This is a genomic window from Pseudoalteromonas sp. D15MCD-2 (assembly GCF_038562745.1).
Taxonomy (GTDB): domain Bacteria; phylum Pseudomonadota; class Gammaproteobacteria; order Enterobacterales; family Alteromonadaceae; genus Pseudoalteromonas.
This window is the reverse complement of the sequence record NZ_JBCFQE010000001.1, coordinates 1,998,394-2,023,832: the sequence shown is the minus strand read 5'-3', so window position 1 is coordinate 2,023,832 and position 25,439 is coordinate 1,998,394. Positions and strand designations below refer to the sequence as shown.

Below are 25,439 nucleotides of genomic sequence, written 5' to 3'. Positions count from 1 at the left end.
AAAAACTATGCATGTTGTATTAGGTGTTTTAGGTATTGTAGTGACCATTTTGGTGTTACTGAATAAACTTCAAGAAGGGGGAATAGATATTGGTTGGTTGAATCCTTTTAGCTGGCACCGACGTCGTAAGTTCAGAAAACACCATGATTTAAATCCCGCATTTAAGTTAGATTCACCGATGGATGTGGCTGCGTTATATATGGTTGCAGTGGCCAAAATAGATGGAGAAATGAGTAAATAACAAAAAGAAAAAATTCTAGCTCTTTTTAACAGTGAATTTCATTTAAGTATGAAAGAAGCTACAGATTTATTAAGCTCAAGTGTGCATTTATTAGGGCATACTAGTGACGTTTACAATAAACCTCACAAAGTAATTGAGCGATGCTTAGATAAAGTAACAAAAGAGCAAGCAGCTTCAATTTGTTATCTCGTCGATGAGGTAGCGAATGTTGAAGGTGAACCGACGGCTCAGCAAAGAAAACTTGTCACAGAGATAAAAAATGCATGCCCTCGGGAGGCTGCTGGCAAGTGGTAATTCATCCATAAACCCAACCAGCTGAAAATTAAAATGACAATTATAACCCCTTAACTGATTTTGAAACGTTCTAGTGAATATCGTGAAGATGTAACAACAAATCTAATTTTTAAAGATATTTATAAGAGAGTTTTTATGAAAAAAAAGTTATCAGTGGCTTTATTGGTTTTATCATCTTTTGCTAACTCAACAACGTGGGGAGAGTTAGAAGTAGATGACCCAATCGTTAAGGGTGCAAAATGTGCGGTTGCTGAGCCTGCAAGCTATGGTGGTTATATTTACAGTTGGCCATCAAAATATGATCAGGTGTTTTGGCCGCATACGGATAGAAATGGCATTTGGTTTTGCGAAACATCGGGTTTTATAGCTTTAACTGGGGACTTTGACGAACTTAAACCTGCAGAAATTGAGAGAATAACGGAATTTCTTGCGTCTCAACACATTTCGAAGCCAACTCTCGAGCAAAAGTTAGCTTTGCTCGAGCAAACTTACGCACTTCGCGAAAAAGATGAATTTTTTAAAAATAAGTTACTAAGAATCCTTGCTCGTTGGCAGCAGTCTTTAGGGAACCTTGATAAGGCAAATAATTATCGAGCTAGAGCATTTAAAGATATTCAACATGCCCTAAATGGAGATTTAGATGGATATAAACGACTTGAATATCTTTATCTGGCGACTAACTACTCAAAACAGTTTGCAGAGCAAAATAAAAATGTAGATTACTTAGACGATTTGGAAACATCATTGAAATTGGTGACTGATCCTGAGTTAAAAGGCTATGCAGGGTACTTGTCTGAATTGATAAAGGACAGCGTTTATATCAACGAAGGCGGGAAGCTCGACCCTGACTTACCGAAACAGTAATGAATACCGAATAACAAGGTTGATTATATGAAGTACAGGGTTCTAGTGTTGTTAATGCTTGCGTCAAGCTTTCAGGCTAAATCGGTTCAGAAGCTGTCTAATACTGAACTTAGCTTTATACTTTCTTCTATGGAAGTGCTTTATAAGAATAAATCTTTCCCGCAAATTAGGGTCATTCAAAGCTGGGAGTCGCAGACTGAATGTGATGGTGAATATCAAACTTGCCCAAATGCTAGGTTATTCATATCAGTAAATACAGGCGATCTTTACGAAGTTCCAGCCTTATTTGAATTACCAAAATCCAAAGGTTGGCAATACGTTAGTTTTGTAGAACATGATGATTCATTCTTACTTATGATTAAAACAACGCTAGATCATGCAAATGTATCCGCTGAGTCGAGAAGTAAGTGGCGCAGTAAAGCCTATGCAATAAAAATTTCAAAATATGAATACGATGTACTAGAGGTCATAGAAAAGTAACTTCATTTAATAATTTTGCCTTGCAGCAACATGGATATTCAGGGCAGAAGTAATGTAAAAAATGAGTACTAGGAATAAAGCAGTGGCTAAATAAGGGACGCGACCATGATAAAACGTAACAAAGCTAATACTGGGCTATTTTTTTGTATCGGTGCTGCTATTGGGTTTTCAATCTTCATTGCATACCAGCAACTGCTTATAGGTCTTTTATTTGCTGTAATAAGCGTTAGTGTTGCAATCTTAGTTGTTTCAAATAAATGGTCTAAGTAATAATTCACTTTGTTATTGCTTTTACTAGGTGATGAAAAATGAATTTATCTTTCACTACAAAAAGATTAAATGTGATTGAAATAGACGCAAGCTCGTCAATGGATGAGCATCATCAATTAACGATTGCCTTACCAACGATATTAACCCCTGCTGTAGTTGCAAACTTACCTGGTTATTTTCAGGGGATAGATTCTATAGCTGCTGCTGAAAAGTGGTTGGCTAACATGCTTAACGAGTGCCGCTTATTAATGCTGCAATCTGAACATCAAGAAGTTGTTGGGCTTTTATTTATATATACCGAAAACCATGATGCTCATATTGGTTATTTGTTAGCTGAGCAATATTGGGGGCAGGGTCTTGCATTTGAGTTATTGCAGGGATTTATAAACTTGGCTGATACTCAGCCACACTGGCATAAGCTTATTGCTGGTGTTGATGAATCAAATACACCATCAATTAAACTTCTAAAAAAATTGGCTTTTGAAGAGCAAGCATCTAAGGAAAATGGCATGTTGTTTTATGAATTTAATTTAAACCAAGGCATACAATAATGACAATAACTGCATTTTTAGTTAACTCGTTTAATGCAAATAATACAGGCGGCAACCCAGCAGGTGTCGTGTTGAATTCAGATAAACTCACAAACGCAGAAAAACTGACGATTGCAAAAGAAATTGGCTTTTCAGAAACCGCATTTGTGGCGCAAGATCATGAAGTTGACTTTGCTGTGTCATTTTTTACGACAACGGAAGAAGTTGATTTTTGTGGCCACGCAACCCTAGCGGTGTTTGCTACGCTCTTCGAACAAGGGTTATTAAAACCTGGTTATTACACTCAGCGAACAAAAGCGGGCTTGTTAGGCGTAACAATTGCCGAAGACGGTCAAGTTACCATGGAGCAAGCCTTGCCAAAATACTTAGGTAATTTTGCTTATGACGACATTGCAGGCTTATTAGGACTTGATGAAACGACTCTAGCAGAAACAGGCTTGCCAATTGATGTAATAACTACAGGATTGCCAGATATTATAGTCGCTGTGCCGAATGGCTACTTAGATCAAATTGTTATTGATGAGGCAGCGCTTAGAGACTTCTGCCAACAGCATAACGTGATTGGTGTGCATGCCTTTGAATTGTGTGAAGAGCAAAGTGAGCTGACTGCAAGTTGTCGTAACTTTGCGCCTTTGGTTGGTATACCCGAAGAGTCAGCAACCGGTAGCGCCAGTGGCGCGCTTGCATGCTATTTATCAAAACATGTATTTATACAGCAAGAAAACCGTTTTATGTTTGAACAAGGCAGAGCAATGGGGTGCAGTTCACATATTTCTGCCAGTGTTTATTCGGATGAGCAGGGTGTTTATAAGGTTCTTGTAGGTGGCTATGCAAATCACCTAGGTACTCAACAGGTTGTTATTTAAAAGCATTACACACAAAAAAGCCGCGTTATGAACGCGGCTTTTTTATTAAGCGACTAAATTAATCAGCCGCTAAGGTTTTTGCCATATCAGCACGGGCTCTGCCAGCAGGTTTAATTGAACCTGCACGAAGTCCGCTATCTGGAATAGCTGTACGCTTGTCATGCGCCATAGCCTCTGGTGTTGGCTCTGGCTCACTATCTGCAACTGGCGTAGGTTTTGCCATTGCAGCGCTTGCTGAACCTTTTACTAAAACAGTTTTTTCATTTTTAGCAGGTTCTACAGCTTTCACTGGTTCTTCAGCTTGTACTGGCTCTTCAGCTTGTGCTGGCTCTTCAGCTTTCACTGGTTCCTCAGCTTTCACTGGCTCTTCAGCTTTAACTGGTTCTTCAGCTTGTACTGGCTCTTCAGCTTGTACTGGTTCTTCAGCTTGTACTGACTCTTCAGCTTGTACTGGTTCTTCAGCTTGTACTGGTTCTTCAGCTTTAACTGGTTCTTCAGCTTGTACTGGCTCTTCAGCTTTAACTGGCTCTTCAGCTTTAACTGGCTCTTCAGCTTGTGCTGGCTCTTCAGCTTTTACTGGTTCTTCAGCTTTTACTGGTTCTTCAGTTTTCACTGGCTCTTCAGCTTTCACTGGCTCTTCAGCTTTCACTGGCTCTTCAGCTTGCACTGGTTCTTCAGCTTGCACTGGTTCTTCAGTTTTAACTGGCTCTTCAGCTTTAACTGGCTCTTCAGCTTTAGCTGGCTCTTCAGTTTTAACTTGCTCTTCAGCTTTTACTGGTTCTTCAGTTTCAGCCTGAGCCTGTTTTGCTTTTAGCTCAGCTTCATATTCAGCAGCAGCTTGATCGGCAACTGGAATAAATGCTGGCGCATCAGCTTTGTCATCACTTGACTTTTCATCATGCTCAGGGCGACGGCGACGTTGACCTGCGGCACGTAAGTGGCGAGGTGAACGACGAGAGCGTGTACGAGGTTGAGCTTGATCTTCATCAGTTGATGATTCAACTACCGATTCAGTTTGCTCAGCTTGTTTAGGCTCAGCGTCAGCTTTTACTGGCTCTGAAGATACTTGCTTTTCAGCAACTGGCTGTTCTGCTTGTTCAGTTTCAACTGCTACTTTTTCTTTTGCAGGCTTGGCTGGTTTTTCAGCTTTAGGTGCTTGCTCAGTTGTTTCAGTCGTTTGTACTGCTTTTGCTTCATCTGCGCTTTCATCTGTTACGCGAACTTTTTTGCGTAAGTTGCGACGTTGACGACGAACCTTAGGTTTAGTTTCCTTTGGTTGCTCAGATTTCGTCTCTGGTGCAGTGTCTTTATTCGTTTGTTCTACATCATCATTACGTTTTTCATTACGTTTTCTGTTGTTAGAATTACGACGACGTTTGTTGCGATTCTCGTTACCTTCTTTTTGCTCAGGCTTATTCGAAGTATTTGTGTTTTCTTCTTTAGCTTGTGCATCGTCAGGACGTTTATTACGAGAGTTGCGACGGCGTTGGTTGTTGCTACGACGACGGTTGTCGTTGTTGCGACGATTATTGCTACGTCTTTGTGCTGCTTTTTTCTCTTCTTGCTCTTTTTCAGCTTCTTCTTCGGCATTGCTGAATAACGACTTGAAGAACTTACCAATTGCAGCAAATAAGCCACCTTCAGACTTTTTAGCCGCAGGAGTCGTTTGCTCAGCTTTTGGTGCAGCTTGAGGTGCAGGTGTAGTAGGCATAACAACACCTTTAAGAACCGGCTCTTCACGAACTGGTGCTGAAGGCGCTTTAGCCATTTCAAATGCTTCTGGCTCAGGAGCAACAACTTGCTCGTAGCTTACTGTTTCGATTGTTTCGTCTTTACGTAAGCGAACTACTTCGTAATGTGGCGTTTCCATGTGTTGATTAGGAATGATCACAACATCAACGTTATGGCGCTTTTCGATGCGTTGAACACTACGACGTTTTTCGTTTAATAGGTAAGCGGCAACAGCCACAGGCACTTGTGCATTTACTTGTGATGTGTTGTCTTTGATTGCTTCTTCTTCGATTAAACGAAGGATAGACAGTGCAATTGATTCGTTAGAACGAATCGTACCTTGACCATTACAACGAGGACATGGGCCTTGGCTTGCTTCACCTAATGAAGGGCGTAAGCGCTGACGCGACATTTCAAGCAGACCAAAGCGTGAGATCTTACCAATCTGTACACGGGCACGGTCAGGGCGAGCAGCGTCTTTTAAACGATTCTCTACTTCGCGTTGGTGGCGTGGAGGTGTCATATCGATAAAGTCGATAACAATAAGACCACCTAAGTCACGTAAACGTAATTGACGGGCAATTTCGTCTGCTGCTTCTAAGTTAGTATTAAGTGCTGTTTCTTCGATATCACCGCCTTTAGTGGCTTTAGATGAGTTGATATCGATAGACGTTAGCGCTTCAGTTGGGTCAATTACAATTGAACCACCTGATGGTAAGCGAACCTCACGTTGGAAAGCAGACTCAATTTGGCTTTCAATTTGGTAGTGGGTGAATAGTGGTACATCGCCCTGATAAAGCTTAACACGGCTCATGAAGTCAGGACGGAAACGCTCAATATGCGCTTTCGCTTCTTCAAATACACGTGCTTTATCAATTAAAATTTCACCAATGTCACGACGTAAATAGTCACGGATTGCGCGGAAAATTACGTTACTTTCTTGGTGAATTAAGAACGGAGCAGGGCCGCTATCAGCAGCTTGCTGAATCGCTTGCCAATGCACTAATAGGGCTTTTAAGTCGTACTCTAGTTCTTCAAATGATTTACCAACACCCGCAGTACGAACAATTAAGCCCATGCCTTTAGGTAGTTCTAAACGGCTTAGTGCTTCTTTAAGTTCAGTACGCTCATCACCTTCGATACGGCGAGAAATACCACCGGCACGAGGGTTGTTAGGCATAAGTACTAAATAGCTACCTGCAACGCTGATAAAAGTCGTTAACGCAGCACCTTTTTGGCCACGCTCTTCTTTATCAACTTGCACAATGACTTCTTGGCCTTCTTTGATCACGTCACGGATATTTGGACGACCTTGGAATGTATAGCCTTGTGGGAAGTAGGTGCGAGCTATTTCTTTAAGAGGAAGGAAACCGTGTCTTTCAGCGCCATAATCAACAAAGGCAGCTTCTAGTGACGGTTCGATACGGGTAATTTTACCCTTGTAAATATTTGCTTTTTTTTGTTCGTGACCTGGGCTCTCTATGTCTAAATCATACAGGCGCTGGCCATCAACCAGTGCAACGCGCATTTCTTCTTGCTGCGTCGCATTGATTAGCATACGTTTCATATTGTTACTCTACTAATTCTGTCGCTGACATGACGATATAAACTCGTCTGTTCAGTGGTTTCTGACGGTTGTTTTTGTGCAGTCTCACGACTGGGTAAAGTCAAAACCTGAAGTTGTTTGCTTACATTGAGCATCACTAAGTGTGGCTGACAATAACATGTTCTCACGTTATTAAATTCTTATAGGTGTCAAAACTGCCGCCAATTCTGCGGTTTTAATTTACGAGTTTTGTCCCGAAGTCGACCATGTTCAAATTTTTATTCAATGTCTTGCTACAACAGCTGCTTCTGAATGACGTTGCTACGTCGTCACTATCAGTCAATTTATCTTGTTCAATTGCTTTTTATGTTCATTAATCAACATTCGTGCTCAAATTATTCAGGCAATATATTACGCGCATCGCCGATAATTGAACGCTCGTGTTGGCTGGGTAATTATAAAAGCTTTGGAAAACTTAGCGCGGATCTGTATGATCGGCAACCCAGAATATGCTTCACGAATGTATTAATGTGATAAAAGCACCGTTGTTACTTGCAAACTTTATGTTCGCGACGGTGATTATCCCACTATTACCGTCGCGTTAGCAACTAAATTATTTACTTAAATCAGTGATTAGGCAATGTCAGAAAAAACCGGCTTACAAGTTTCGTTTGTTACCATAGGTGAAGACCATCTAGGTCAACGTATTGATAACTTTCTTATTACTCACCTAAAAGGTGTGCCTAAAAGTGCAGTTTATAAAATCCTTCGTAAAGGCGAAGTGCGAGTAAATAAAAAACGCATAAAACCTGTCTACAAACTACAACTAAATGATGTGGTTCGTATTCCACCTATTAAAGTGGCCGAAAAAGAAGAGTTTGTGCCAAAAAAACTCGATAAAGTAAAACAACTTGAAGACGCCATTTTGTTTGAAGACAAGTATTTAATGGTGATCAACAAGCCTTCGGGTATGGCTGTGCATGGTGGCAGTGGCCTAAGTTATGGCTTAATCGAAGCGCTTCGCGTACTTCGCCCTGAAGAGCGTAGTTTAGAGCTTGTACACCGACTAGACCGTGACACATCAGGTTGTTTGCTTATTTCTAAACGTCGTTCAGTGTTAACTGATTTACATAAACAGTTACGTGAAAAAACCATGGAGAAAAACTATTGGGCATTAGTTGATGGTCAATGGGATTCTAAAACGAAAAACGTTACCGAAGGACTTCGTAAAAACACCTTGAAGTCTGGTGAGCGTGTGGTTCGTGTTGATAATACCGAAGGTAAACCATCGCACACGCGTTTTCGTGTGCTTGAGCGATATGCTGAGTGCTCATTAGTGCAAGCGTCGCCAGTAACGGGGCGTACTCACCAAATTCGTGTGCATACGCAATGTAAAGGTCACCCAATCGCGTGTGATGATAAATATGGCGTTGCAGAGTTTGATCAATACGTAAATAAGCTGACTGGTTTAAACCGTTTGTTTTTACATGCCCATGATTTACGTTTTATGCACCCTAAAAACGAAACAACCATGCATGTTGAAGCGCCACTCGATAATGCACTTCAAAACTGTATCAAAAAGCTACGTGCCGATAATGAACAAGTTTAAGCTGGTTATTTTTGATTGGGATGGCACTGTGATGGACTCTGTGCCAAAAATTGTTACCTGCTTGCGAAATACTGCGCGAGACTTAGGTATTCCTGTTCCAACAGAGCAACAAGCGAAAGACGTCATTGGTTTGTCGCTGGCAAAAGCCACTGAAGTGCTTTTTCCGGCGCATTTACATTTAAACGACGAACTTGTTGCAGGTTACAAAGCACAGTACCGTGAGTTAGATGTTACACCTACACCTTTATTTAAAGATGTAGAATCCGTTTTAAAGCAGTTAAGTGATGCAGGTATGCAATTGGCTGTGGCTACCGGTAAAGGACGTGAAGGCATTGATAGGCTTCTTAATGAGTCAGGTCTTGGGAAGTACTTTTTGAATGTAAAATGCTCAGATGATGCACAGTCGAAGCCATCTCCAGATATGCTTGAGCAAATATTGCACGAGCAGGGCATCGCAAAAAGTGATGCTGTGATGATTGGCGATAGCCAACTCGATATGGCAATGGCTCATGCCGCAGGTATTGCTTGTATTGGAGTGAGTTTTGGTGCCCATAGCCCGGCGCAGTTGCAACAACATACGCCGTTATGTGTTGTTGATTCATACCAGCAGTTAAAGCAATATTTGCTTTAACTGCTTAGCCAATTTAAACACTAACAACGTAAGCTAATAATCGAGTTTGTACATTTTTGGCTATTGTGTTCATTAGAACACAATTCCTTTTTAATTTTTCGGTTACAATTCCCAGCTAAATGCGCATTACCACGTGTGTGGCTATCAATCGTTTCAATTTCTTTACTATTTTCCTCAATAAACTTAAGTAGGCAATTTGAAATAGCTACATCAGTTAAATCCACCACAGGGCTGAATAATAAGTTCATTGCCATACCATCTATAATTGATGCGCCACGGTTTAACTTGTAAGTTAAGTTTAATTTACGAGTACCACCAATATTAAATTCACCATTATATTTCACTTCAAAGTTTAAAAGGTTATCCGAACTTCCATAAACCTTACTAATATAAGAACCTATTTCATTGTGTTGAAGACTTATTTGAAATCCTGAGTCGCCTTTACGTAGTTTTAGCACACTTTCAGTTGTATCAGAGGCTTTAAAGTTATCAAACCAATTTGCATCAAAAAGTTCTTTTTCTATGAATTTTGTTAAATCTTCATGGAGGTTGGTTTGATATTGTTGATTGCCAAAGTAATTAACTGGGTGTAAGGCACAGCTATCTTCGTTATTTGAACTCGTTGAATTAAGCTCAAGCGGACTTTGAATTTTAGAGGATGTTGTGGAAGAACTTTTCGATACTGCGGTTCTGAAATCTCGGTCTATATCGTAAAAAGTTTTTAATAAATCTTTTTCTGAGGTGTTTAATGGCAAGCTTTCGATTGTTGAAATAATCTCATTTTCTTGAGAAGTTGATGAGTTGTTTGTCGCCTTAACATTAAATTTAAAAGCTCTTTTATCTAATGGATTTGCTATTATCAAGTTTTTCGATGATGTATCGCATTTAAGAATAGGCTGACCAAGGTGTAACCTTTCATTAGATGAAGGTTCCCTTTGGCAGTCAGGTTTGACGTGGTGTTCTTTAGCAATTGTTTTGGCTTTTTCATAATTACACGTATTGCATGAGTACACTTCTAATAACCCTTGTGAGGCATGCATTTTGCTCGTAAACAAACTTAACCCTGATAGAAAAAAGGTTATTAACAATCCTTGTCGAGTCATAAAGCCTTTCCTTTTTAGCTGAATTTTAATCTATGCTATTTAATAGATTTTACTAAGTTTTGTGACATGTCAACACGTCAACACCAAACTCAGCCAGCACTTTAGTTAATGTGATCAGTGGCAGGCCTATCAATGTATTAGGGTCATCGCCACTGAGCTTTTCAAATAAACAGATGCCTAATCCTTCACTTTTAAAGCTACCTGCACAGTTGTATGGCTGCTCTGCATCGCAATAAGCATTGATCTGTTCAAGTGTGAGTGCTTTAAATGTCACATCAAATGGCACCACGGTGGTAATTGCTTTGTCGCTTTGTATATCAAATACACTTAAACCAGTTAAAAAGGTCACTATATGGCCACTAAACGATGATAGCTGCTTAATGGCATTCTCTTTAGTATGAGGTTTACCTAAAATTGTATCGTTGAATACCGCAACTTGATCAGAGCCAATTACCAAACCTTCACTATAATGTTGTTTGGCTACTCGGGCTTTTTGCTCGCTTAAACGAGCAACTAATTGCTCTGGCGTTTCAGCTGCGATAGGGGACTCATCAATATCTGGAGAAAAACTTTGAAAAGGTAAGTTAAACTTAGTTAATAATTGCTGTCTAAATGGTGAGCTTGACGCTAATATAAGTGTTGGTTTCATAATAAATTCTGGATGAAAATTGTATTTTGCCAAGGATAAGCCACAATGAATCCGAAAACAAAGCAGAAGATCGTTAAAAACCTACCAAAATTGGTTTTTTACTTTGACTAACTTACTAACTATCTATATGATGCAGCCCCTATGCAAAAGGTGAAAATTCCCATCACTCTTCATCCCAGCAAAGCAGCTCAACATCGTTTAACGTATGACGGTATTGTCCCGCTTGAAAAACTTTCTCGTTTAGAGCAAGTTGTGCAGGAGGAAGCAGGTGAAATAGCGGTAAAGATTCATTGCAAAATTGACGAGCAAGGTTTAGTGGTAATAAGTGGTAACTTATCAACACATGTAACTGTAACTTGTCAACGCTGTAATGGAGAATTAGGGTTGGATTTGGAACAAGACTTTGTGTATTCGCCAATTGGTTTGGATGCAGAGTCAGATCATCTACCTGAAGGTTACGATGAAGTAGAGCTGGACGAAAACGGTGAAATCAACGTATTTGAGTTAATCGAAGACGAACTGATTTTAGCTATTCCAATAGTGCCTACACACAACGAAGCTTCATGCAGTTATTCATCAGAGCCTACTAGCTTTGGTAAATTAGCAGCAAAAGATGACAAACCAAATCCATTTGATATTTTGAAACAACTTAAGAAAGATTCTTAGGAGAAGACTAATGGCTGTACAAAAAAGCAAAAAGTCTCGTGCAAGACGCGGCATGCGCCGTTCACACGATGCGATCAGTGGTCCAACTTTAACTGTAGATCAAGTTTCTGGTGAGACTCACCGTCGTCACCACGTAACTGCTGACGGTTACTACAAAGGCGTTAAAGTAATTTCTAACTAAGAGATTGCTATATGCTGACCAATCTAACCATAGCGTTAGATATGATGGGGGGCGATTACGGCCCCCGTTCATCTATCCCCGCTGCCGTGCAAGCGGTAAATGCTAATACCAACTTAAGACTCATCTTATGTGGTAATCAGCAAGTTATTCTAAAAGAACTCGAAGCACTCGATTCTGTTTCACACCCTCGTTTAATTATTCGCCATTGTAGCGAAGTCGTCACAAATGCGTGTGAACCTGCTTCAGCGGTTCGTTCTAAAAAAGATTCATCAATGCGAGTTGCCCTCGATTTAGTTAAATCGGGTGAAGCGCAAGCGTGTGTAAGCTCTGGTAATACAGGCGCGTTATTTTTTATGGCGCATTATGTATTAAAGATGCTTCCAGGCGTAAAACGGCCTGCATTAATCTCTGCTGTTCCAACCGAACGTAAAAACCCTGTTTATTTACTTGATTTAGGTGCGAATGTGCATTGTGACGCACAAACCCTTTATCAATTTGGCATTATGGGTTCTGTGGTAGCAGGGCAGGCACTTGGGTGTGATAACCCAAGAGTTAGTTTATTGAATATTGGCTCTGAAGACATCAAAGGGCATGAAGGAATAAAACAAGCTGCACAGTTAATGCAGCAGTGTGAATATCTCAACTACACAGGTTACAGTGAAGGTAGTGATATTTTCAGCGGAAAAGCCGATGTTATAGTGTGCGAAGGATTTGTAGGTAATGTGGCATTAAAAACCTGTGAAGGTATTGCCAAACTGATCATGCATAAACTCACCAAAGCCTTACACAAACATTTCTTATACAAAAGTTTAGCGTTTTTATTGCGTCCAGTGATAAAAAAACTCTACAAGCGGGTGAACCCCGACCAGTATAACGGCGCAAGTCTGGTAGGATTGCGCGGTATTGTTGTTAAAAGCCATGGCAATGCCTCACCAAAGGCGTTTCATGCTGCTATTGATGAAGCCGCGCGGGAAGTCGAACGCCAACTCCCTGAAAAAATCGCTGCGATTTTTGAGCAAACACATCCAACAACAAAGTAGTGCAGCATATCTAAAACTTGTTATGCTGCCTGCTACAGAATATTTTTTTGTTTAATTATAAGAGCAAAGTATGGCACATAAAATTGCACTCGTATTTCCAGGTCAAGGCTCACAAACTGTGGGCATGTTATCTGAACTATTAGCTGATTCACAAATTGCTAAAGCAACATTCGCTGAAGCATCTGAAGCTCTTGGCTATGATCTAGCTGCACTTGTACTAAATGGTCCAGAAGAAGAATTAAATCAAACCCATCGTACACAACCAGCACTTCTTACTGCTAGTGTTGCTATTTACCGTCAATGGTTAGACGCAAACCCTGATGCCGATGTTGTTATGGCTGGTCACAGTTTAGGCGAGTATTCAGCATTAGTTTGTGCTGGCGTTGTAAGCTTAAGCGAAGCCGTTAAACTAGTAGAAAATCGTGGTTTATATATGCAAGAAGCAGTACCTGCGGGTGTTGGTTCTATGGCTGCAATCATCGGCTTAGGTGACGACGAAATCAAAGCAGCGTGTGAAGCATCAGCAAATGGTGAAGTCGTTTCACCAGTAAACTACAACTCACCAGGTCAGGTTGTTATTGCCGGCCACAAAGCGGCAGTTGAGCGTGCATCAGAAGCATGTAAAGAAGCAGGTGCTAAACGTGCTTTACCACTTGCAGTAAGCGTACCTTCTCACTGTGAACTAATGAAACCAGCTGCTGAAAAATTAGCTGCTGATTTAGCGGCTTTAACATTTAATACACCTAAGTGTGATGTAATCAACAACGTTGATGTAAAAGCTGAGCAATCAAGTGAAGCAATTAAAGATGCATTAGTACGCCAACTTTACAGCCCGGTACGCTGGACTGAAACTGTACAAGCATTAGTTGCGCAAGGTATCACACAAAGCTATGAGTTTGGCCCAGGTAAAGTATTAACGGGTCTTGCTAAACGAATTGATAAAGCAATGGTATGTGGTGCGGTTAATACGCAAGCTGCTATTGATGAAGCGAAATAAGTAGGAATAGAATGACAAATTTATTTTCTCTTGAGGGCAAGGTTGTCCTAATCACTGGTGCAAGCCGTGGTATTGGTAAAGCGATTGCAAATACGCTAGTTGCACAAGGTGCAAAAGTAGCCGGCACTGCAACAAGCGAATCAGGTGCTGCTAAAATCAGTGAATACCTGGGTGACAACGGTAAAGGTTATGCCCTTAACGTTACAGATCCTGAATCGATTGAGGCGACACTTGCTGCGATCAAGGCTGATTTAGGCGATATCGACGTATTAGTTAACAATGCGGGTATTACTCGCGATAACTTATTAATGCGTATGAAAGACGGTGAGTGGGATGACATCATCGACACGAACCTAAGCTCAATTTTCCGTTTATCTAAGGCTGTTTTACGCCCTATGATGAAAAAGAAAAATGGCCGTATCATTAATATCGGTTCTGTTGTGGGCACTATGGGTAATGCGGGTCAAGCTAACTACGCTGCAGCGAAAGCGGGTGTAATTGGTTTTACTAAGTCATTAGCACGCGAAGTTGCATCACGTGGTATCACAGTGAACGTTGTTGCACCTGGTTTTATCCAAACAGATATGACAGACGAGCTGACTGAAGACCAAAAAGCAGCTACGCTTGCAAATGTACCTGCAGGGCGTTTAGGCCAACCTGAAGAAATCGCTGCTGCGGTATGTTATTTAGCATCTGACGCTGCTGCGTATGTATCAGGCGAAACATTGCACGTAAATGGCGCGATGTACATGGTTTAATGAAAGTTAGCAAAAATTTGCTAACGGAAGATTATCGAAAATTGTTGAAATTTTTGTGATCTTGCTTTAAACATACTTGAATTCGCTATGAAAATAAGCGATAAATGAACAAATACTATTCGAGAGGTTTGACCAGATAAGTAATTATCAGCAAATCCTTGAATCACAGAATTATGCGGCGTAAACTACGCCGCAATCTGAAAATAACGCATTGGCGTTTTTAATAAAGGAAAGAAGAATGAGCGACATCCAAGAACGCGTAAAGAAAATTATCATTGAGCAACTAGGTGTTAAAGAAGAAGAAGTAAAACATGAAGCTTCTTTCGTTGACGACTTAGGTGCTGATTCACTTGACACTGTAGAACTAGTAATGGCTCTTGAAGAAGAATTCGACACTGAGATCCCAGACGAAGAAGCTGAAAAGATCACTACAGTTCAAGCTGCAATCGATTACGTTACAGCTCACGCTGAGTAATTTTACGCATTTTGATTTTAAGGGCAGCATTAAGCTGCCCTTAGTCTATCTATAGAATGATACTAATAAATTTGGTATACACCCCACCTAAAATAATTTCCTTATTGGAGGCAACCCGTGGCTAAACGTCGAGTCGTCGTAACTGGCTTAGGAATGTTGACACCGCTAGGTAATGATGTTGAATCTACTTGGCAAGGTTTGTTAAACGGTAAAAGTGGTATTCAAACTATCACGCATTTCGATACCTCAAGTTTCGGCACCAAATTCGCAGGTTTGCTGAATGACTTTGATGCATCAGCTTACATGTCACCGAAAGATGCAAAGAAAATGGATTTGTTTATCCAATATGGCATTGCAGCGGGTGTACAAGCACTACAAGATTCTGGTCTAGAGATCACTGAAGAAAACGCCACTCGTGTTGGTGTAGCAGTGGGTTCTGGCATCGGTGGTTTAACTTTAATTGAAGAAAACCACATCAAACTATTAAACAGCGGCCCGCGTAAGCTTTCTCCGTTCTACGTGCCTTCGACCATTATCAATATGATTTCTGGTCATTTATCGATTATGCACGGTTTACGTGGTCCTAATATTTCAATCGTTACAGCCTGTACTACAGGTCTACATAACATTGGTCATGCTGCGCGTATGATTGCATACGGCGATGCAGATGCAATGGTAGCCGGTGGTGCTGAAAAAGCATCGACACCAATTGGTATGGGTGGCTTTAATGCAGCACGTGCATTATCAACTCGTAACGATGATCCACAAGCAGCATCTCGTCCTTGGGATAAAGACCGTGACGGTTTCGTTCTTGCTGATGGTGCTGGTGTTATCGTACTTGAAGAATATGAGCATGCTAAAGCACGTGGCGCGAAAATTTACGCTGAACTCGTTGGTTTTGGTATGAGTGGCGATGCATATCACATGACGTCTCCACCTGAAGACGGTGCAGGCGCAGCTCTAGCGATGGAAAATGCCCTAAATGATGCACAAGTTAATGCAGACCAAGTTGGTTACATTAATGCTCACGGTACATCGACGAATGCAGGCGATAAAGCCGAAACATCAGCTGTTAAAACTATTTTTGGCGATGCAGCGAAAGATGTGATGGTAAGTTCATCTAAATCAATGATGGGTCACTTGTTAGGTGCAGCAGGCTCGGTAGAATCGATCATTACTATCTTGTCACTTGTTGACCAGAAAGTAAGCCCTACAATCAACCTTGATAACCCAGATGAAGGCTGTGATTTAGACTACGTACCGCATACTGCACGTGATGCTAAATTGGATTACGCACTATGTAATTCATTTGGTTTTGGTGGTACTAATGGCTCGTTGCTATTTAAAAAGGTATAATTCTTTTTAACAACGGACTAAAAAGAAGAGCCCAGTTGTTTAACTGGGCTTTTTTGTATGAGTAAATTAAAACAAACAATAAAAATAATCACACCAGACACCACAATAAGCACGCAAGACCGTGGCTTAAATTATGGTGATGGCTTTTTTACCACAGCATCTGTGGTGAATTCTGTCGTTGAGCACTGGGATTTACACAAAGCGCGTTTAGAAGAATGCGCGCAAAGACTATTTTTCCCCGAATTAGATTTAACCGCAATTGAGCGTGAAGTTAACCACGCAATCAGTGATACACAAACCGGTATTTTAAAAATAGTTATCACCCGTGGTGCAGGTGGGCGTGGTTATGGCTTACCAGATACACCAAGTATTCAAGTGCTGATTAGTATAATGCCTGTAGTTTCACACTATAAAAGTTGGCAGCAGCAGGGCGTAAGCTTAGCAGTCAGCGACGTGAAACTTGCACATCAACCTTTACTTGCAGGCTTAAAAACATTGAACCGTCTAGAGCAAGTGCTTATCAAAAAGCAAATGAGCAGCCTTGAATGTGATGACGTTGTTGTTCTTGATTATGATAACAATGTGATTGAATGTTCGGCTGCAAATTTATTTGCTATTAAAGACGGTCAAGTTATGTCACCTAAGTTAGACCGCTGCGGTATCACTGGGGTTTATCTCAGCGCTTTATGTGATAAGTTAGCCATTGAATTTAAAGCAATCCAATTAGATGAGCTTTTAGCTATGGATGCCGTATTTATGTGTAACAGTTTAATGGGCGTGGTTCCCGTTGCACGGATTGCTGATACACAGTTTGATATTGAATGCAGTAAAGCGCTATTAACGGCGCAGTTTGCCAAGGAGAGTGTGTGATAAAAGTCATTGTTAGCGTGCTGTTATTAGCATTGCTATGTTGTGGTATTGGCTATAAACAGCTTCAATCAGCATTAAAAATGCCGTTAAAGGTTGAAAACAGTACTTTATTTAAAGTAGAACGTGGCACTGGCTTTAATCAGCTTTGCCAAGCATGGCAAACAAAGCACTGGGTTGATAGCTGTTTTAAATTTCAGGTACTTGCTAAATTAGATCCTACGCTTACCGATTTAAAAGCGGGTCTATATGAACTGGATACAAGCGCTGTTATTGATAATATTCGTCGTATCAATCAAGGTGCACAAGTGAGTTTTAGCTTCACAATTATTGAAGGTCAGCCACTTCGAGACGTTGTTGCTAATATTCAAAAGCAAGCGCATTTAAACCAAGACTTAGATACAGAAAATTTAGCGGCGCAGATAAGTAACACGCAAGAGAATTTAGAAGGCTGGTTGTTCCCTGACACCTATCACTACCACAGTGAAGATAGTGCCAGCGGCTTATTAAAACGCGCATACAACAAAATGCAGCAGGAATTAGACACCGCATGGCAAACTAGAGCAGCAGATTTGGTGTTAAGTTCACCGTATGAAGCGTTAATACTGGCTTCTATCATCGAAAAAGAAACGGGCCTTGCTTCTGAGCGACCATTAATTTCTGCGGTATTTACCAATCGTTTAAAAACCAATATGCGCTTACAAACCGATCCAACTGTTATTTATGGTATTGGTGCTGATTTTGATGGCGATATAAAACGAAAAGATTTAAAAACCTATACACCGTATAACACGTATAAGATAAAAGGCTTGCCGCCAACACCCATAGCCATGCCTTCGAAAGCAGCGATTTTGGCCGCGGTTAATCCACCTGAGTCTGAATATGTGTATTTTGTTGCGAAAGGGGATGGTAGCCATCAATTTTCGAAAACATTGCAAGAACATAATCGTGCGGTAAAGCAGTACCAATTAAACTAACAACCAGAATTGAGTCTATGACAGCGAAATTTATAGTGATTGAAGGCCTAGAAGGTGCCGGAAAATCAACGGCCATTGCCGTATGCCAAGCTTATTTAGAAAACAAGCAAGTCGATTTTATTAATGTACGTGAGCCTGGCGGTACAGCTATGGCTGAAGAGCTGCGTAATATCGTCAAACAGGCTCACCAAGAAACAGTGACGGGTGAAACAGAGCTGTTAATCATGTATGCAGCACGCTCACAATTAGTTGCTAATGTTATTAATCCGGCACTTGAAAAGGGCACTTGGGTTTTAGGTGATCGCCATGATCTTTCATCACAAGCATATCAAGGTGGGGGTCGCGGTATTGAACAGACTAAACTCTCTTTTTTAGCTGATATGGTGCTAAATGGTTTAAAACCTGATTTAACCATTTATTTAGACATTGACCCTGCAGTTGGGCTTGCCCGTGCAAAAGGCCGTGGTGAACTTGATCGTATCGAACAAGAAGCGTTAGGTTTTTTTGAGCGCACGCGCGCACGCTACCTTGAAATAGCTAAAACTGATAGCAGTATCAAAACAGTGGATGCAAACCAAACAATGCCAGAAGTACATGCGGCAATCACAACTGTGCTTGATAACTTTTTTGCAGGTTTAAATTAATATGCCTTTGCCGTGGCTTGAAGGGCTTTATCAGCAACTAGCGCAAAGTTTTGCACAGCAACGCTTTCATCATGCCCAGCTATTTAATGGTGATAAAGGTGTCGGCAAACAATGTTTAGTCGATTCGCTCGCCGATGGCTTACTTTGCGCGTCACCTGTAAATTTAAAAGCCTGTGGCAATTGTAAAAGCTGTCAACTTAATCAAGCGGGTACTCATCCTGATAAACGCGTTGTAAAGGTGGAAGGCCAAACAATAGGCGTTGATGAAATTCGTGAGATCAGTGATTTTATCAACCATTCAGCGGCGCAAAATGGTAACAAAGTAGTTGTGCTCGAACAGTGTCACAAAATGACCACTGCTGCGGCTAATGCTTTATTAAAAACCCTTGAAGAGCCAAGCTTACGCCGTTATTTATTGTTAACGTGCGAGCAAACAGCATTATTACCTGCAACAATTTTAAGTCGCTGTGCCGTACACGAAATAAAAGTTAACTCTGAATATACGAAAAAATGGTTAGCATCATTAAATATTGCTAATTATTCATGGTTAGAGTTGTTCGCTAGGCAACCTTTACTTGTTCAGCAGTGGCAAAATGACAACCAACTTGAAGCTGTCGATTCTCTTTATAAATTTGCAACTGAGATAAAAGACAGCCATAATTTCAGTGCGTTAGTCGACATCCTTAATAAAGATCATAGCTTGGTTAATGTATTTGCTTTGTTCTTAACAGAGCATCTTAAAACGCAATTAATGTTAGGAATGGACTTTTTCAATTATCAGAAAGCACAAACTGCAATTTCAGAGTTTCTTTATAATAACTCACATGTGCTTGGCTTGAATATGGAACTAGCCATTTCACAATTAGCGTTTACTTTACGTGAAAGCCAAAATTAGGAAGTATCGTGCAAGAATTATTAGTAGATATTGAAGACTTAGAAGAATTATATCGCTGTTACATGCCTTATCTAAAAAATGGTGGTTTGTTTGTTCGCACTAATATGCGCTTTGAAATGGGTCATTCATTGGCTTTAAAGGTCACATTACCAGATGCACTAGAAGATGATGTAGTAACGGGTAAAGTTGCTTGGATCACACCACAAGGTGCACAAAGCTCAAACCCACCAGGTATTGGTGTTAATTTTATCGATGATAAAACCAATTTGAATGCGAAAATCGAAAAACTACTCGGTACTATGTTAAACTCCGGCAATCCGACCTATACCATGTAATAAAAGAAGTACCATGATTGTAGATTCTCATTGTCATTTAGATCGTTTAGATTTTGAAAAACTAGACTTAGACTTAGACCAAGTACTAGATAATGCTCGCGCAAAGAAAGTAGAACACTTTTTATGTGTAAGTGTAACTTTAGATCAATTCCCAAGTATGCTGGATAAAATTAAGAACTATCCAGATGTTTCTGCATCATGCGGTGTGCATCCACTCGATCAAAAAGACGCACTCGATAAGCAAAAGCTTATTTCACTTGCAAGCCACGACAAAGTGGTTGCTATTGGCGAAACGGGTCTTGATTACTATTACTCAAAAGACACCCATATTGTTCAGCAAGAAAGCTTTGTGGGTCATATCGACGTTGCCAATGAGCTAAATAAGCCGCTTATTATTCATACACGAGACGCTAGAGAAGACACTATTAACTTAATGCGCGCTCACAATGCTGAGAATTGTGGCGGTGTATTGCATTGTTTTACAGAGAACTGGGAAATGGCCAAAAAAGCCATTGATATGGGCTTTTATATTTCGATTTCGGGCATTGTTACGTTTAAAAATGCAGTAGAGTTAAAAGACGTTGTAAAGCAAATTCCGCTAGATCGCTTACTAATCGAAACAGATTCACCGTATTTAGCGCCTGTGCCATATCGTGGTAAAACAAATCAACCAGCCTATGTTGAAGATGTCGCTTACTACATCGCTGAGTTAAAAGGGCTTACTTTTAACGAATTAGCTGAAGCAACAACTAACAACTTTTATTCGTTGTTCAATCAGGCTAAAAGGGCGTAATAGTGCACGGCGTATCGAATTTACCTCAGTTAGTAATGGGGCCAATGGTACGCCGAGCAGATGCAGGGCGAGTGTGCTTTCAATTTGTTACAACTAGGCCTTGCCAATACCGAATAGAGTTTAAAGGTGTTGAGACATTCTCTAGCTTAGAATCAATCCAATTAGGGCAACACCTTTACTTAAATTTCATTAATGTCATGCCAGTCAGTGGCCAGTTTGCAGTTGATTCACTGATCTACTATTCATTACATGATGAAGAAAAAAGCCTTGATTTATCGTCTTATTGCTATGAACGTGCCGAATCTCCGGCATTTGTGATCCCAAATCGACTCGATAGAATTCTTCATGGTTCGTGTCGTAATCCTCATCACCCTGCAAAAGACAGCCTTGTTGCTGCAGATAATTGGCAAAATGATCAGCGCCAATCGCTTAATGCAGGTGCTGATTTATTATTGTTATCTGGCGACCAAATATATGCGGATGATGTCGCAGGGCCAATGCTGCTCGCGATTGAAAAAGTGATTAGCCTATTTGGTGTGTTTCGAGAACCAGAGCTTGATTTAGATTTGCCAGAAGAGTTTGAGCAGCAACTATATCAGCGCCATTTTCACTTACCCAAAGTACCTTGGCAGAAACGGAGCAAATTTGGTGTTGGTTATTGGCTCAAAAAAGACGAGCCACACTTCTCAAGTTTAAAAGCTGAAAACCACTTAATTCATTTTCAAGAATTTATTGCGCTTTATTTATTAAACTTCAGCGCTGTTACTTGGCAGCTAATTGATTTTGAATCAATTGAATGCCCAGCATTAGCCCCTAAATACGCTAACTTATTTAAACTTGAAAAGGACGCACTGGTTGGCTTTGCAAAGGGTCTTCAAAGCGTTGAAAGGTTATTCGCTAATGTGTCGACATTAATGATGTTTGACGATCATGATGTCACCGATGATTGGAACTTAACCGCAGGCTGGGAGCAGGCTATTTATCAGCACCCAGCTAGCCGTCGTATTGTAAATAATGGTTTAATTAGTTATTGGTTAATGCAGGGGATTGGTAATGATGCAGGCGATAACTCACTGTCTTTATTACCCAGCTTTAAAGAAAGTCTGCAGCAACAGAGCTGGTATTTTAAAGACTTTGATAAGTTAATACTCAATTTTAACCATTGGCATTACGAGCTTAATACCATTCCAAAGGTTGTAGTGCTCGATACCCGAACCCATCGCTGGCGTAATGAACAAAACTTCAATGAGCCATCAGGTTTACTTGATTGGGAAAGGCTCACTGAATTAGAAGAAAGCTTATTGTCTCACGATAAAGTGATTATCGTATCTCCAGCTCCGGTGTTTGGTGTTAAATCGATTGAAGCAATTCAAGCGATTTTTAATTTTTGCGGGCAACCCTTGTTAGTTGATGTTGAAAACTGGATGGCCCATGAAGGTTCTGCTAAAAAGTTGCTAGATACTTTTCGCCGTGAAGATACGCCAAAAGAAACCTTGATCCTCTCTGGTGATGTCCATTATTCATTTTGTTTTTCAGTGCAAAAACGCTTTGGTAAGCATAAAAATCGGATTTGGCAGTTGACCGCCAGTGGCATTAAAAATGAGTTCCCACGTAAACTTATTAATGTACTCGATAAGCTCGACTCAATTTTATATGCGCCAAAAAGCCCACTTAACTTTTTCACTAAACGTTGGCAAATGGAAGTTGATAAACACCAAACCATAGGCGAAGGGCAAAAGTATTTGGTCAGTAATGCGGCTATCAGCTTAATTGAGCTCAATGACGGTTTGCTTGCTAAATATGAACTTATTCACGCTGATAACCAAATAACTGAATTCGATTTAAACGATAATTAATCTATTGCTTTGCGATTCGCCTCAACGTAGTCAGCAACATTACTTACTGTATCTAACCAAAACCCATTTTTAGGATCTTGTAGATAAACAATGAGCTGCTCTAGCGCGTCGGTGCCGGTAGTGTACTGATCTCGTTTGCCAATATCGTGGCCTGCCAGAATGATCCAACTATTGTTAGTTCGGTGCTGCTCTATGGTTTTTTGGATCTCTTCGAAAGTAAGTCCATCAATGGGTAAGCTAGTTAACTGCGAAAAGTCTGTAAAGTTGGGGTTATTTGCCGTTTCGTCGAGCCAAGTTCTACCTGTTTTAAAGTGCTTGGCTATTAACGGTACATAACTTTTAGTATTTGCACCACGGCCAACAAAGGTGTTTCCGCAAGGGTAGGCAAAAGCGGTTGGTGTCACGTTGAGTGTGGCTTTTATATAATCTTGCCCCTTTAAGATATCTTGCTCCATTTCTTTTAACGTAAATTGTTCAAGCGACACCCCAAGTTCCCGAAGCCATTCAAAGTTGCCGGTACACAAGTGGCTTGCCGTATGATTAGCAATTTCGTGACCTGTTTTTACAGCCATTTGCCACTTTTCAACACGTTCTTTTACGTTAAAAGGGGATACATAAAATGTCGCTTTTATTTGGTATTTGTTTAAAAGTGCTAAACCGGTATCAACTTGGCTATGTCTTGCATCATCAAAAGTGATACTGACAGCATTTTTAGCCTTATTAGGGTAGTCAAAGCCTAGGTAGTCACTGCTTTTTGCCAGAGTTTGGCAGCTGATTAAAAGTGGTAGTACGACGCACAAGGGTTTAAGCATAATCAATCCTTTATCATTGTTTTTACAATGAAATCAAAAAGGCTAATGCTTTGCTATGCGACTTTTGAATAAAAAAACGCCCAGAACGAATCCGCATTGTTCTGGGCTTAGGGGGTGGCTCGTGTGAGCCTGCGCTAACTATAAAAAAACACCTTCTAAATTCAGTAGGGAGAAGTAGAAAGTACTTTTAAGTGTAGTTAATCAGCAGGAAATTGCACGGTAAATGTACAAATTTTATACTAGTTTAAAATCAGTCTGTTACAGCTTTTTACCTAAATTAGCGCCTTATTTATACAGTCTTTATGCGCAACTTATACCCAAGTTATCAACTGGGCATTTTGGACCAAATCACGAGGTAATGAGTTCTTAATTTTATTCTTTTGCCACTTACCTAGGCCTACCGGACAACCACATAACATTAAAACTACTTCACCATTATCTTGCGTTGGTTTTTCTAGCCTAATATCTTTACCGTTAAAGTAATCGTTTGCTTGGCAAGCAGACATCTCAAAGGTATTTTTATCGCAATCTTGGCCAAAGACAGTGGCAAACTCGTGAGTTAAGCGAACTCCGCCTTTGTGGATCACGCCAAGTTGAATACCTAAACGTGAGTATTTAATTTTATCTTGCAGTTCATCAAAGCCACCAGGAAACAACCAAAGCTCTTTATCACGCTGCATTAACGTGCCTTTGAGTGATTTTAGACCGAACTGTTTTTTAATTGTTTGCATAAACGCTTGGCTTTGTTTTTTATCAAACTCAGCAAACGGAAATGCGCCTTTTTTAACTTTTTGATTAGGGTTATCGCTTGACGCTATTTTTTTAAATTTAGCGATGAAGAAACCTTCACTGTCGTAAGTTTGCGGCCAAACATGCAAATAACCTTCGCTGGTTGTCGCTTTGTCTGCGCCATCAAACAGAGTATTGAGCGATTGTACTTCGATGCAATCAGGGAACTCTGCTAATAGATACTCACACACTTGTTGGTTTTCAAGAGGTGTTAAAGTACAGGTCGAATACACTAATGTGCCGCCTGGTTTTAATGCATAAAAGGCACTTTTGATAAGGGCTTTTTGCACAGCAGCAATATCAATATTAGATTCGATTGACCAATTCTTTAGGGCGTCTGCATCTTTACGAACCGTGCCTTCACCTGAACACGGGGCATCTAGCAAAATACTGTCGAAGCACTCATACATGTAATCCCCAAAGATCACACCGTCAAAATGTGATAATGCACAATTACCTACGCCCATACGTTTAAGGGTTGCTGCTAATACTTTTAAGCGTGACGATGACAACTCATTGGCCACTAACACGCCACTATTATCCATCATGGCAGCGATTTGTGATGTTTTTGAACCCGGTGCCGATGCCATATCAAGTACCGCATCGCTTTGCTGAACTTCGGCTCTCAGTGCTACAGGCGGTAACATTGAGCTGGCTTCTTGTACATACATAGCACCACTTAAGTGTAAATCGGTATTTCCGATGGCAAGCGCCGCTTCTTCGTCGCTAGGACGTGTTAGCCAGAATCCTTCTTCACACCATGGAATTGCTGTTAATTCCCATCCTTTTTTGGCGCATTGACGCTGAAATTCATCGACTGACATTTTTAAGGTATTTACGCGAACAGATCGTCTGAGTGGGCGGCGACAGGCTGCAATAAAGTCGTCTAATGATAAATGTTCGGGAAGGTAGCTTTTTACATCATCAATAAATGAGTCAGGTATATATGTATTAGCGTCCACTAAATGGCTCTCACATCACGTAATAATAGCTGGATCATACCATTTATAGCGCTATCAGGGGATATTTTTAGCTTATTAACAGTGAGGTTGATGTGTCGACATATTGCCAATATAAATGTTCTTTATAGCCATTATTTTTGATAAATATCAATTTATGTCGACATTCTGTTGGTTTTTTAGCCTATTTTTCCGATCTCAAGG

27 protein-coding genes are annotated in these 25,439 nt (G+C 40.5%); 22 read left to right on the top strand and 5 right to left on the bottom strand.

What is annotated here, in order from left to right:
* Positions 1 to 7: 7 nt before the first annotated feature.
* The 6 genes from AADY36_RS09190 to AADY36_RS09165 all read left to right on the top strand — a co-directional run bounded on the left by AADY36_RS09190 (position 8) and on the right by AADY36_RS09165 (position 3,566).
* On the top strand, positions 8 to 241 hold the full coding sequence (locus tag AADY36_RS09190) for a hypothetical protein (protein ID WP_054561355.1): 234 nt from the start codon (positions 8 to 10) through the stop codon (positions 239 to 241).
* Positions 242 to 289: 48 nt separating this feature from the next.
* Positions 290 to 535 carry a hypothetical protein gene (locus AADY36_RS09185; RefSeq protein ID WP_055021029.1) on the top strand — a complete coding sequence of 82 codons (246 nt, stop codon included), beginning with the start codon at positions 290 to 292 and terminating at the stop codon, positions 533 to 535.
* Positions 536 to 670: 135 nt separating this feature from the next.
* Positions 671 to 1,399, top strand: a complete 729-nt coding sequence (locus AADY36_RS09180; protein WP_054561357.1) for a hypothetical protein — start codon at positions 671 to 673, stop codon at positions 1,397 to 1,399.
* A gap of 27 nt (positions 1,400 to 1,426) precedes the next feature.
* Positions 1,427 to 1,879 (top strand): hypothetical protein, encoded by a 453-nt coding sequence (locus AADY36_RS09175; protein ID WP_054561358.1) that lies wholly within the window; start codon positions 1,427 to 1,429, stop codon positions 1,877 to 1,879.
* Between the two features lie 308 nt (positions 1,880 to 2,187).
* Positions 2,188 to 2,700, top strand: a complete 513-nt coding sequence (locus AADY36_RS09170) for a GNAT family N-acetyltransferase (RefSeq protein WP_054561359.1) — start codon at positions 2,188 to 2,190, stop codon at positions 2,698 to 2,700.
* On the top strand, positions 2,700 to 3,566 hold the full coding sequence (locus tag AADY36_RS09165; RefSeq protein WP_054561360.1) for a PhzF family phenazine biosynthesis protein: 867 nt from the start codon (positions 2,700 to 2,702) through the stop codon (positions 3,564 to 3,566). Before AADY36_RS09170 ends, AADY36_RS09165 begins: the two co-directional genes overlap by 1 nt.
* Before the next feature lie 58 nt (positions 3,567 to 3,624).
* Here AADY36_RS09165 and rne read toward each other — a convergent pair whose 3' ends face one another.
* Entirely contained in the window at positions 3,625 to 6,864 is a 3,240-nt protein-coding gene (gene rne, locus AADY36_RS09160; RefSeq protein WP_285221347.1) for a ribonuclease E, read from the bottom strand.
* 619 nt (positions 6,865 to 7,483) lie between these two features.
* On the opposite strand from rne, the gene rluC reads away from it, so the two are divergent.
* Positions 7,484 to 8,452: a 23S rRNA pseudouridine(955/2504/2580) synthase RluC gene (gene rluC / locus AADY36_RS09155; protein ID WP_054561362.1), complete on the top strand. Its 969-nt coding sequence runs from the start codon at positions 7,484 to 7,486 to the stop codon at positions 8,450 to 8,452.
* Positions 8,439 to 9,083, top strand: coding sequence for an HAD family hydrolase (locus AADY36_RS09150; protein ID WP_054561363.1), 645 nt, complete (start codon positions 8,439 to 8,441; stop codon positions 9,081 to 9,083). Before rluC ends, AADY36_RS09150 begins: the two co-directional genes overlap by 14 nt.
* 20 nt (positions 9,084 to 9,103) lie before the next feature.
* Here AADY36_RS09150 and AADY36_RS09145 read toward each other — a convergent pair whose 3' ends face one another.
* Together AADY36_RS09145 and AADY36_RS09140 are read right to left on the bottom strand one after the other, a co-directional pair.
* Entirely contained in the window at positions 9,104 to 10,186 is a 1,083-nt protein-coding gene (locus AADY36_RS09145; RefSeq protein WP_054561364.1) for a hypothetical protein, read from the bottom strand.
* 52 nt (positions 10,187 to 10,238) lie between these two features.
* Entirely contained in the window at positions 10,239 to 10,835 is a 597-nt protein-coding gene (locus tag AADY36_RS09140; RefSeq protein WP_054561365.1) for a Maf family protein, read from the bottom strand.
* 141 nt (positions 10,836 to 10,976) lie between these two features.
* On the opposite strand from AADY36_RS09140, the gene yceD reads away from it, so the two are divergent.
* The 14 genes from yceD (at position 10,977) to AADY36_RS09070 (ending at position 22,675) form a co-directional block, all read left to right on the top strand.
* A complete protein-coding gene (gene yceD, locus AADY36_RS09135) occupies positions 10,977 to 11,501 on the top strand; it encodes a 23S rRNA accumulation protein YceD (protein ID WP_054554711.1) in 525 nt (174 codons plus the stop codon).
* A gap of 10 nt (positions 11,502 to 11,511) precedes the next feature.
* Positions 11,512 to 11,682 carry a 50S ribosomal protein L32 gene (gene rpmF, locus AADY36_RS09130; protein WP_036967969.1) on the top strand — a complete coding sequence of 57 codons (171 nt, stop codon included), beginning with the start codon at positions 11,512 to 11,514 and terminating at the stop codon, positions 11,680 to 11,682.
* Between the two features lie 11 nt (positions 11,683 to 11,693).
* Entirely contained in the window at positions 11,694 to 12,722 is a 1,029-nt protein-coding gene (plsX, locus tag AADY36_RS09125) for a phosphate acyltransferase PlsX (RefSeq protein ID WP_054554712.1), read from the top strand.
* Between the two features lie 70 nt (positions 12,723 to 12,792).
* On the top strand, positions 12,793 to 13,719 hold the full coding sequence (gene fabD / locus AADY36_RS09120; RefSeq protein WP_054561366.1) for an ACP S-malonyltransferase: 927 nt from the start codon (positions 12,793 to 12,795) through the stop codon (positions 13,717 to 13,719).
* A gap of 11 nt (positions 13,720 to 13,730) precedes the next feature.
* On the top strand, positions 13,731 to 14,477 hold the full coding sequence (fabG, locus tag AADY36_RS09115) for a 3-oxoacyl-ACP reductase FabG (protein WP_054554714.1): 747 nt from the start codon (positions 13,731 to 13,733) through the stop codon (positions 14,475 to 14,477).
* 238 nt (positions 14,478 to 14,715) lie between these two features.
* A complete protein-coding gene (gene acpP, locus AADY36_RS09110; RefSeq protein WP_016707440.1) occupies positions 14,716 to 14,952 on the top strand; it encodes an acyl carrier protein in 237 nt (78 codons plus the stop codon).
* 117 nt (positions 14,953 to 15,069) lie between these two features.
* Positions 15,070 to 16,308, top strand: coding sequence for a beta-ketoacyl-ACP synthase II (gene fabF, locus AADY36_RS09105; protein ID WP_054554715.1), 1,239 nt, complete (start codon positions 15,070 to 15,072; stop codon positions 16,306 to 16,308).
* A 57-nt stretch (positions 16,309 to 16,365) separates the two neighbouring features.
* On the top strand, positions 16,366 to 17,178 hold the full coding sequence (gene pabC, locus AADY36_RS09100; protein WP_342408882.1) for an aminodeoxychorismate lyase: 813 nt from the start codon (positions 16,366 to 16,368) through the stop codon (positions 17,176 to 17,178).
* The gene (gene mltG, locus AADY36_RS09095) at positions 17,175 to 18,152 is read left to right on the top strand and encodes an endolytic transglycosylase MltG (protein WP_342408881.1); all 978 of its coding nucleotides are present in this window, start codon (positions 17,175 to 17,177) and stop codon (positions 18,150 to 18,152) included. The genes pabC and mltG overlap by 4 nt, the downstream gene beginning before the upstream one ends.
* A 17-nt stretch (positions 18,153 to 18,169) precedes the next feature.
* Entirely contained in the window at positions 18,170 to 18,796 is a 627-nt protein-coding gene (tmk, locus tag AADY36_RS09090; protein ID WP_054561369.1) for a dTMP kinase, read from the top strand.
* Between the two features lies 1 nt (position 18,797).
* Positions 18,798 to 19,691 (top strand): DNA polymerase III subunit, encoded by an 894-nt coding sequence (locus AADY36_RS09085; RefSeq protein ID WP_054561370.1) that lies wholly within the window; start codon positions 18,798 to 18,800, stop codon positions 19,689 to 19,691.
* 8 nt (positions 19,692 to 19,699) lie between these two features.
* The gene (locus AADY36_RS09080; RefSeq protein ID WP_054554720.1) at positions 19,700 to 20,026 is read left to right on the top strand and encodes a PilZ domain-containing protein; all 327 of its coding nucleotides are present in this window, start codon (positions 19,700 to 19,702) and stop codon (positions 20,024 to 20,026) included.
* 13 nt (positions 20,027 to 20,039) lie between these two features.
* Positions 20,040 to 20,819 carry a TatD family hydrolase gene (locus AADY36_RS09075; RefSeq protein ID WP_054561371.1) on the top strand — a complete coding sequence of 260 codons (780 nt, stop codon included), beginning with the start codon at positions 20,040 to 20,042 and terminating at the stop codon, positions 20,817 to 20,819.
* A 35-nt stretch (positions 20,820 to 20,854) separates the two neighbouring features.
* Positions 20,855 to 22,675, top strand: coding sequence for an alkaline phosphatase D family protein (locus AADY36_RS09070; RefSeq protein WP_342409270.1), 1,821 nt, complete (start codon positions 20,855 to 20,857; stop codon positions 22,673 to 22,675).
* Here the strand turns inward: AADY36_RS09070 and AADY36_RS09065 are convergent.
* The gene (locus AADY36_RS09065) at positions 22,672 to 23,487 is read right to left on the bottom strand and encodes a polysaccharide deacetylase family protein (protein ID WP_054561372.1); all 816 of its coding nucleotides are present in this window, start codon (positions 23,485 to 23,487) and stop codon (positions 22,672 to 22,674) included. The genes AADY36_RS09070 and AADY36_RS09065 overlap by 4 nt on opposite strands.
* 311 nt (positions 23,488 to 23,798) lie before the next feature.
* Entirely contained in the window at positions 23,799 to 25,238 is a 1,440-nt protein-coding gene (rsmF, locus tag AADY36_RS09060) for a 16S rRNA (cytosine(1407)-C(5))-methyltransferase RsmF (RefSeq protein ID WP_054561373.1), read from the bottom strand.
* Positions 25,239 to 25,439: the final 201 nt, after the last annotated feature.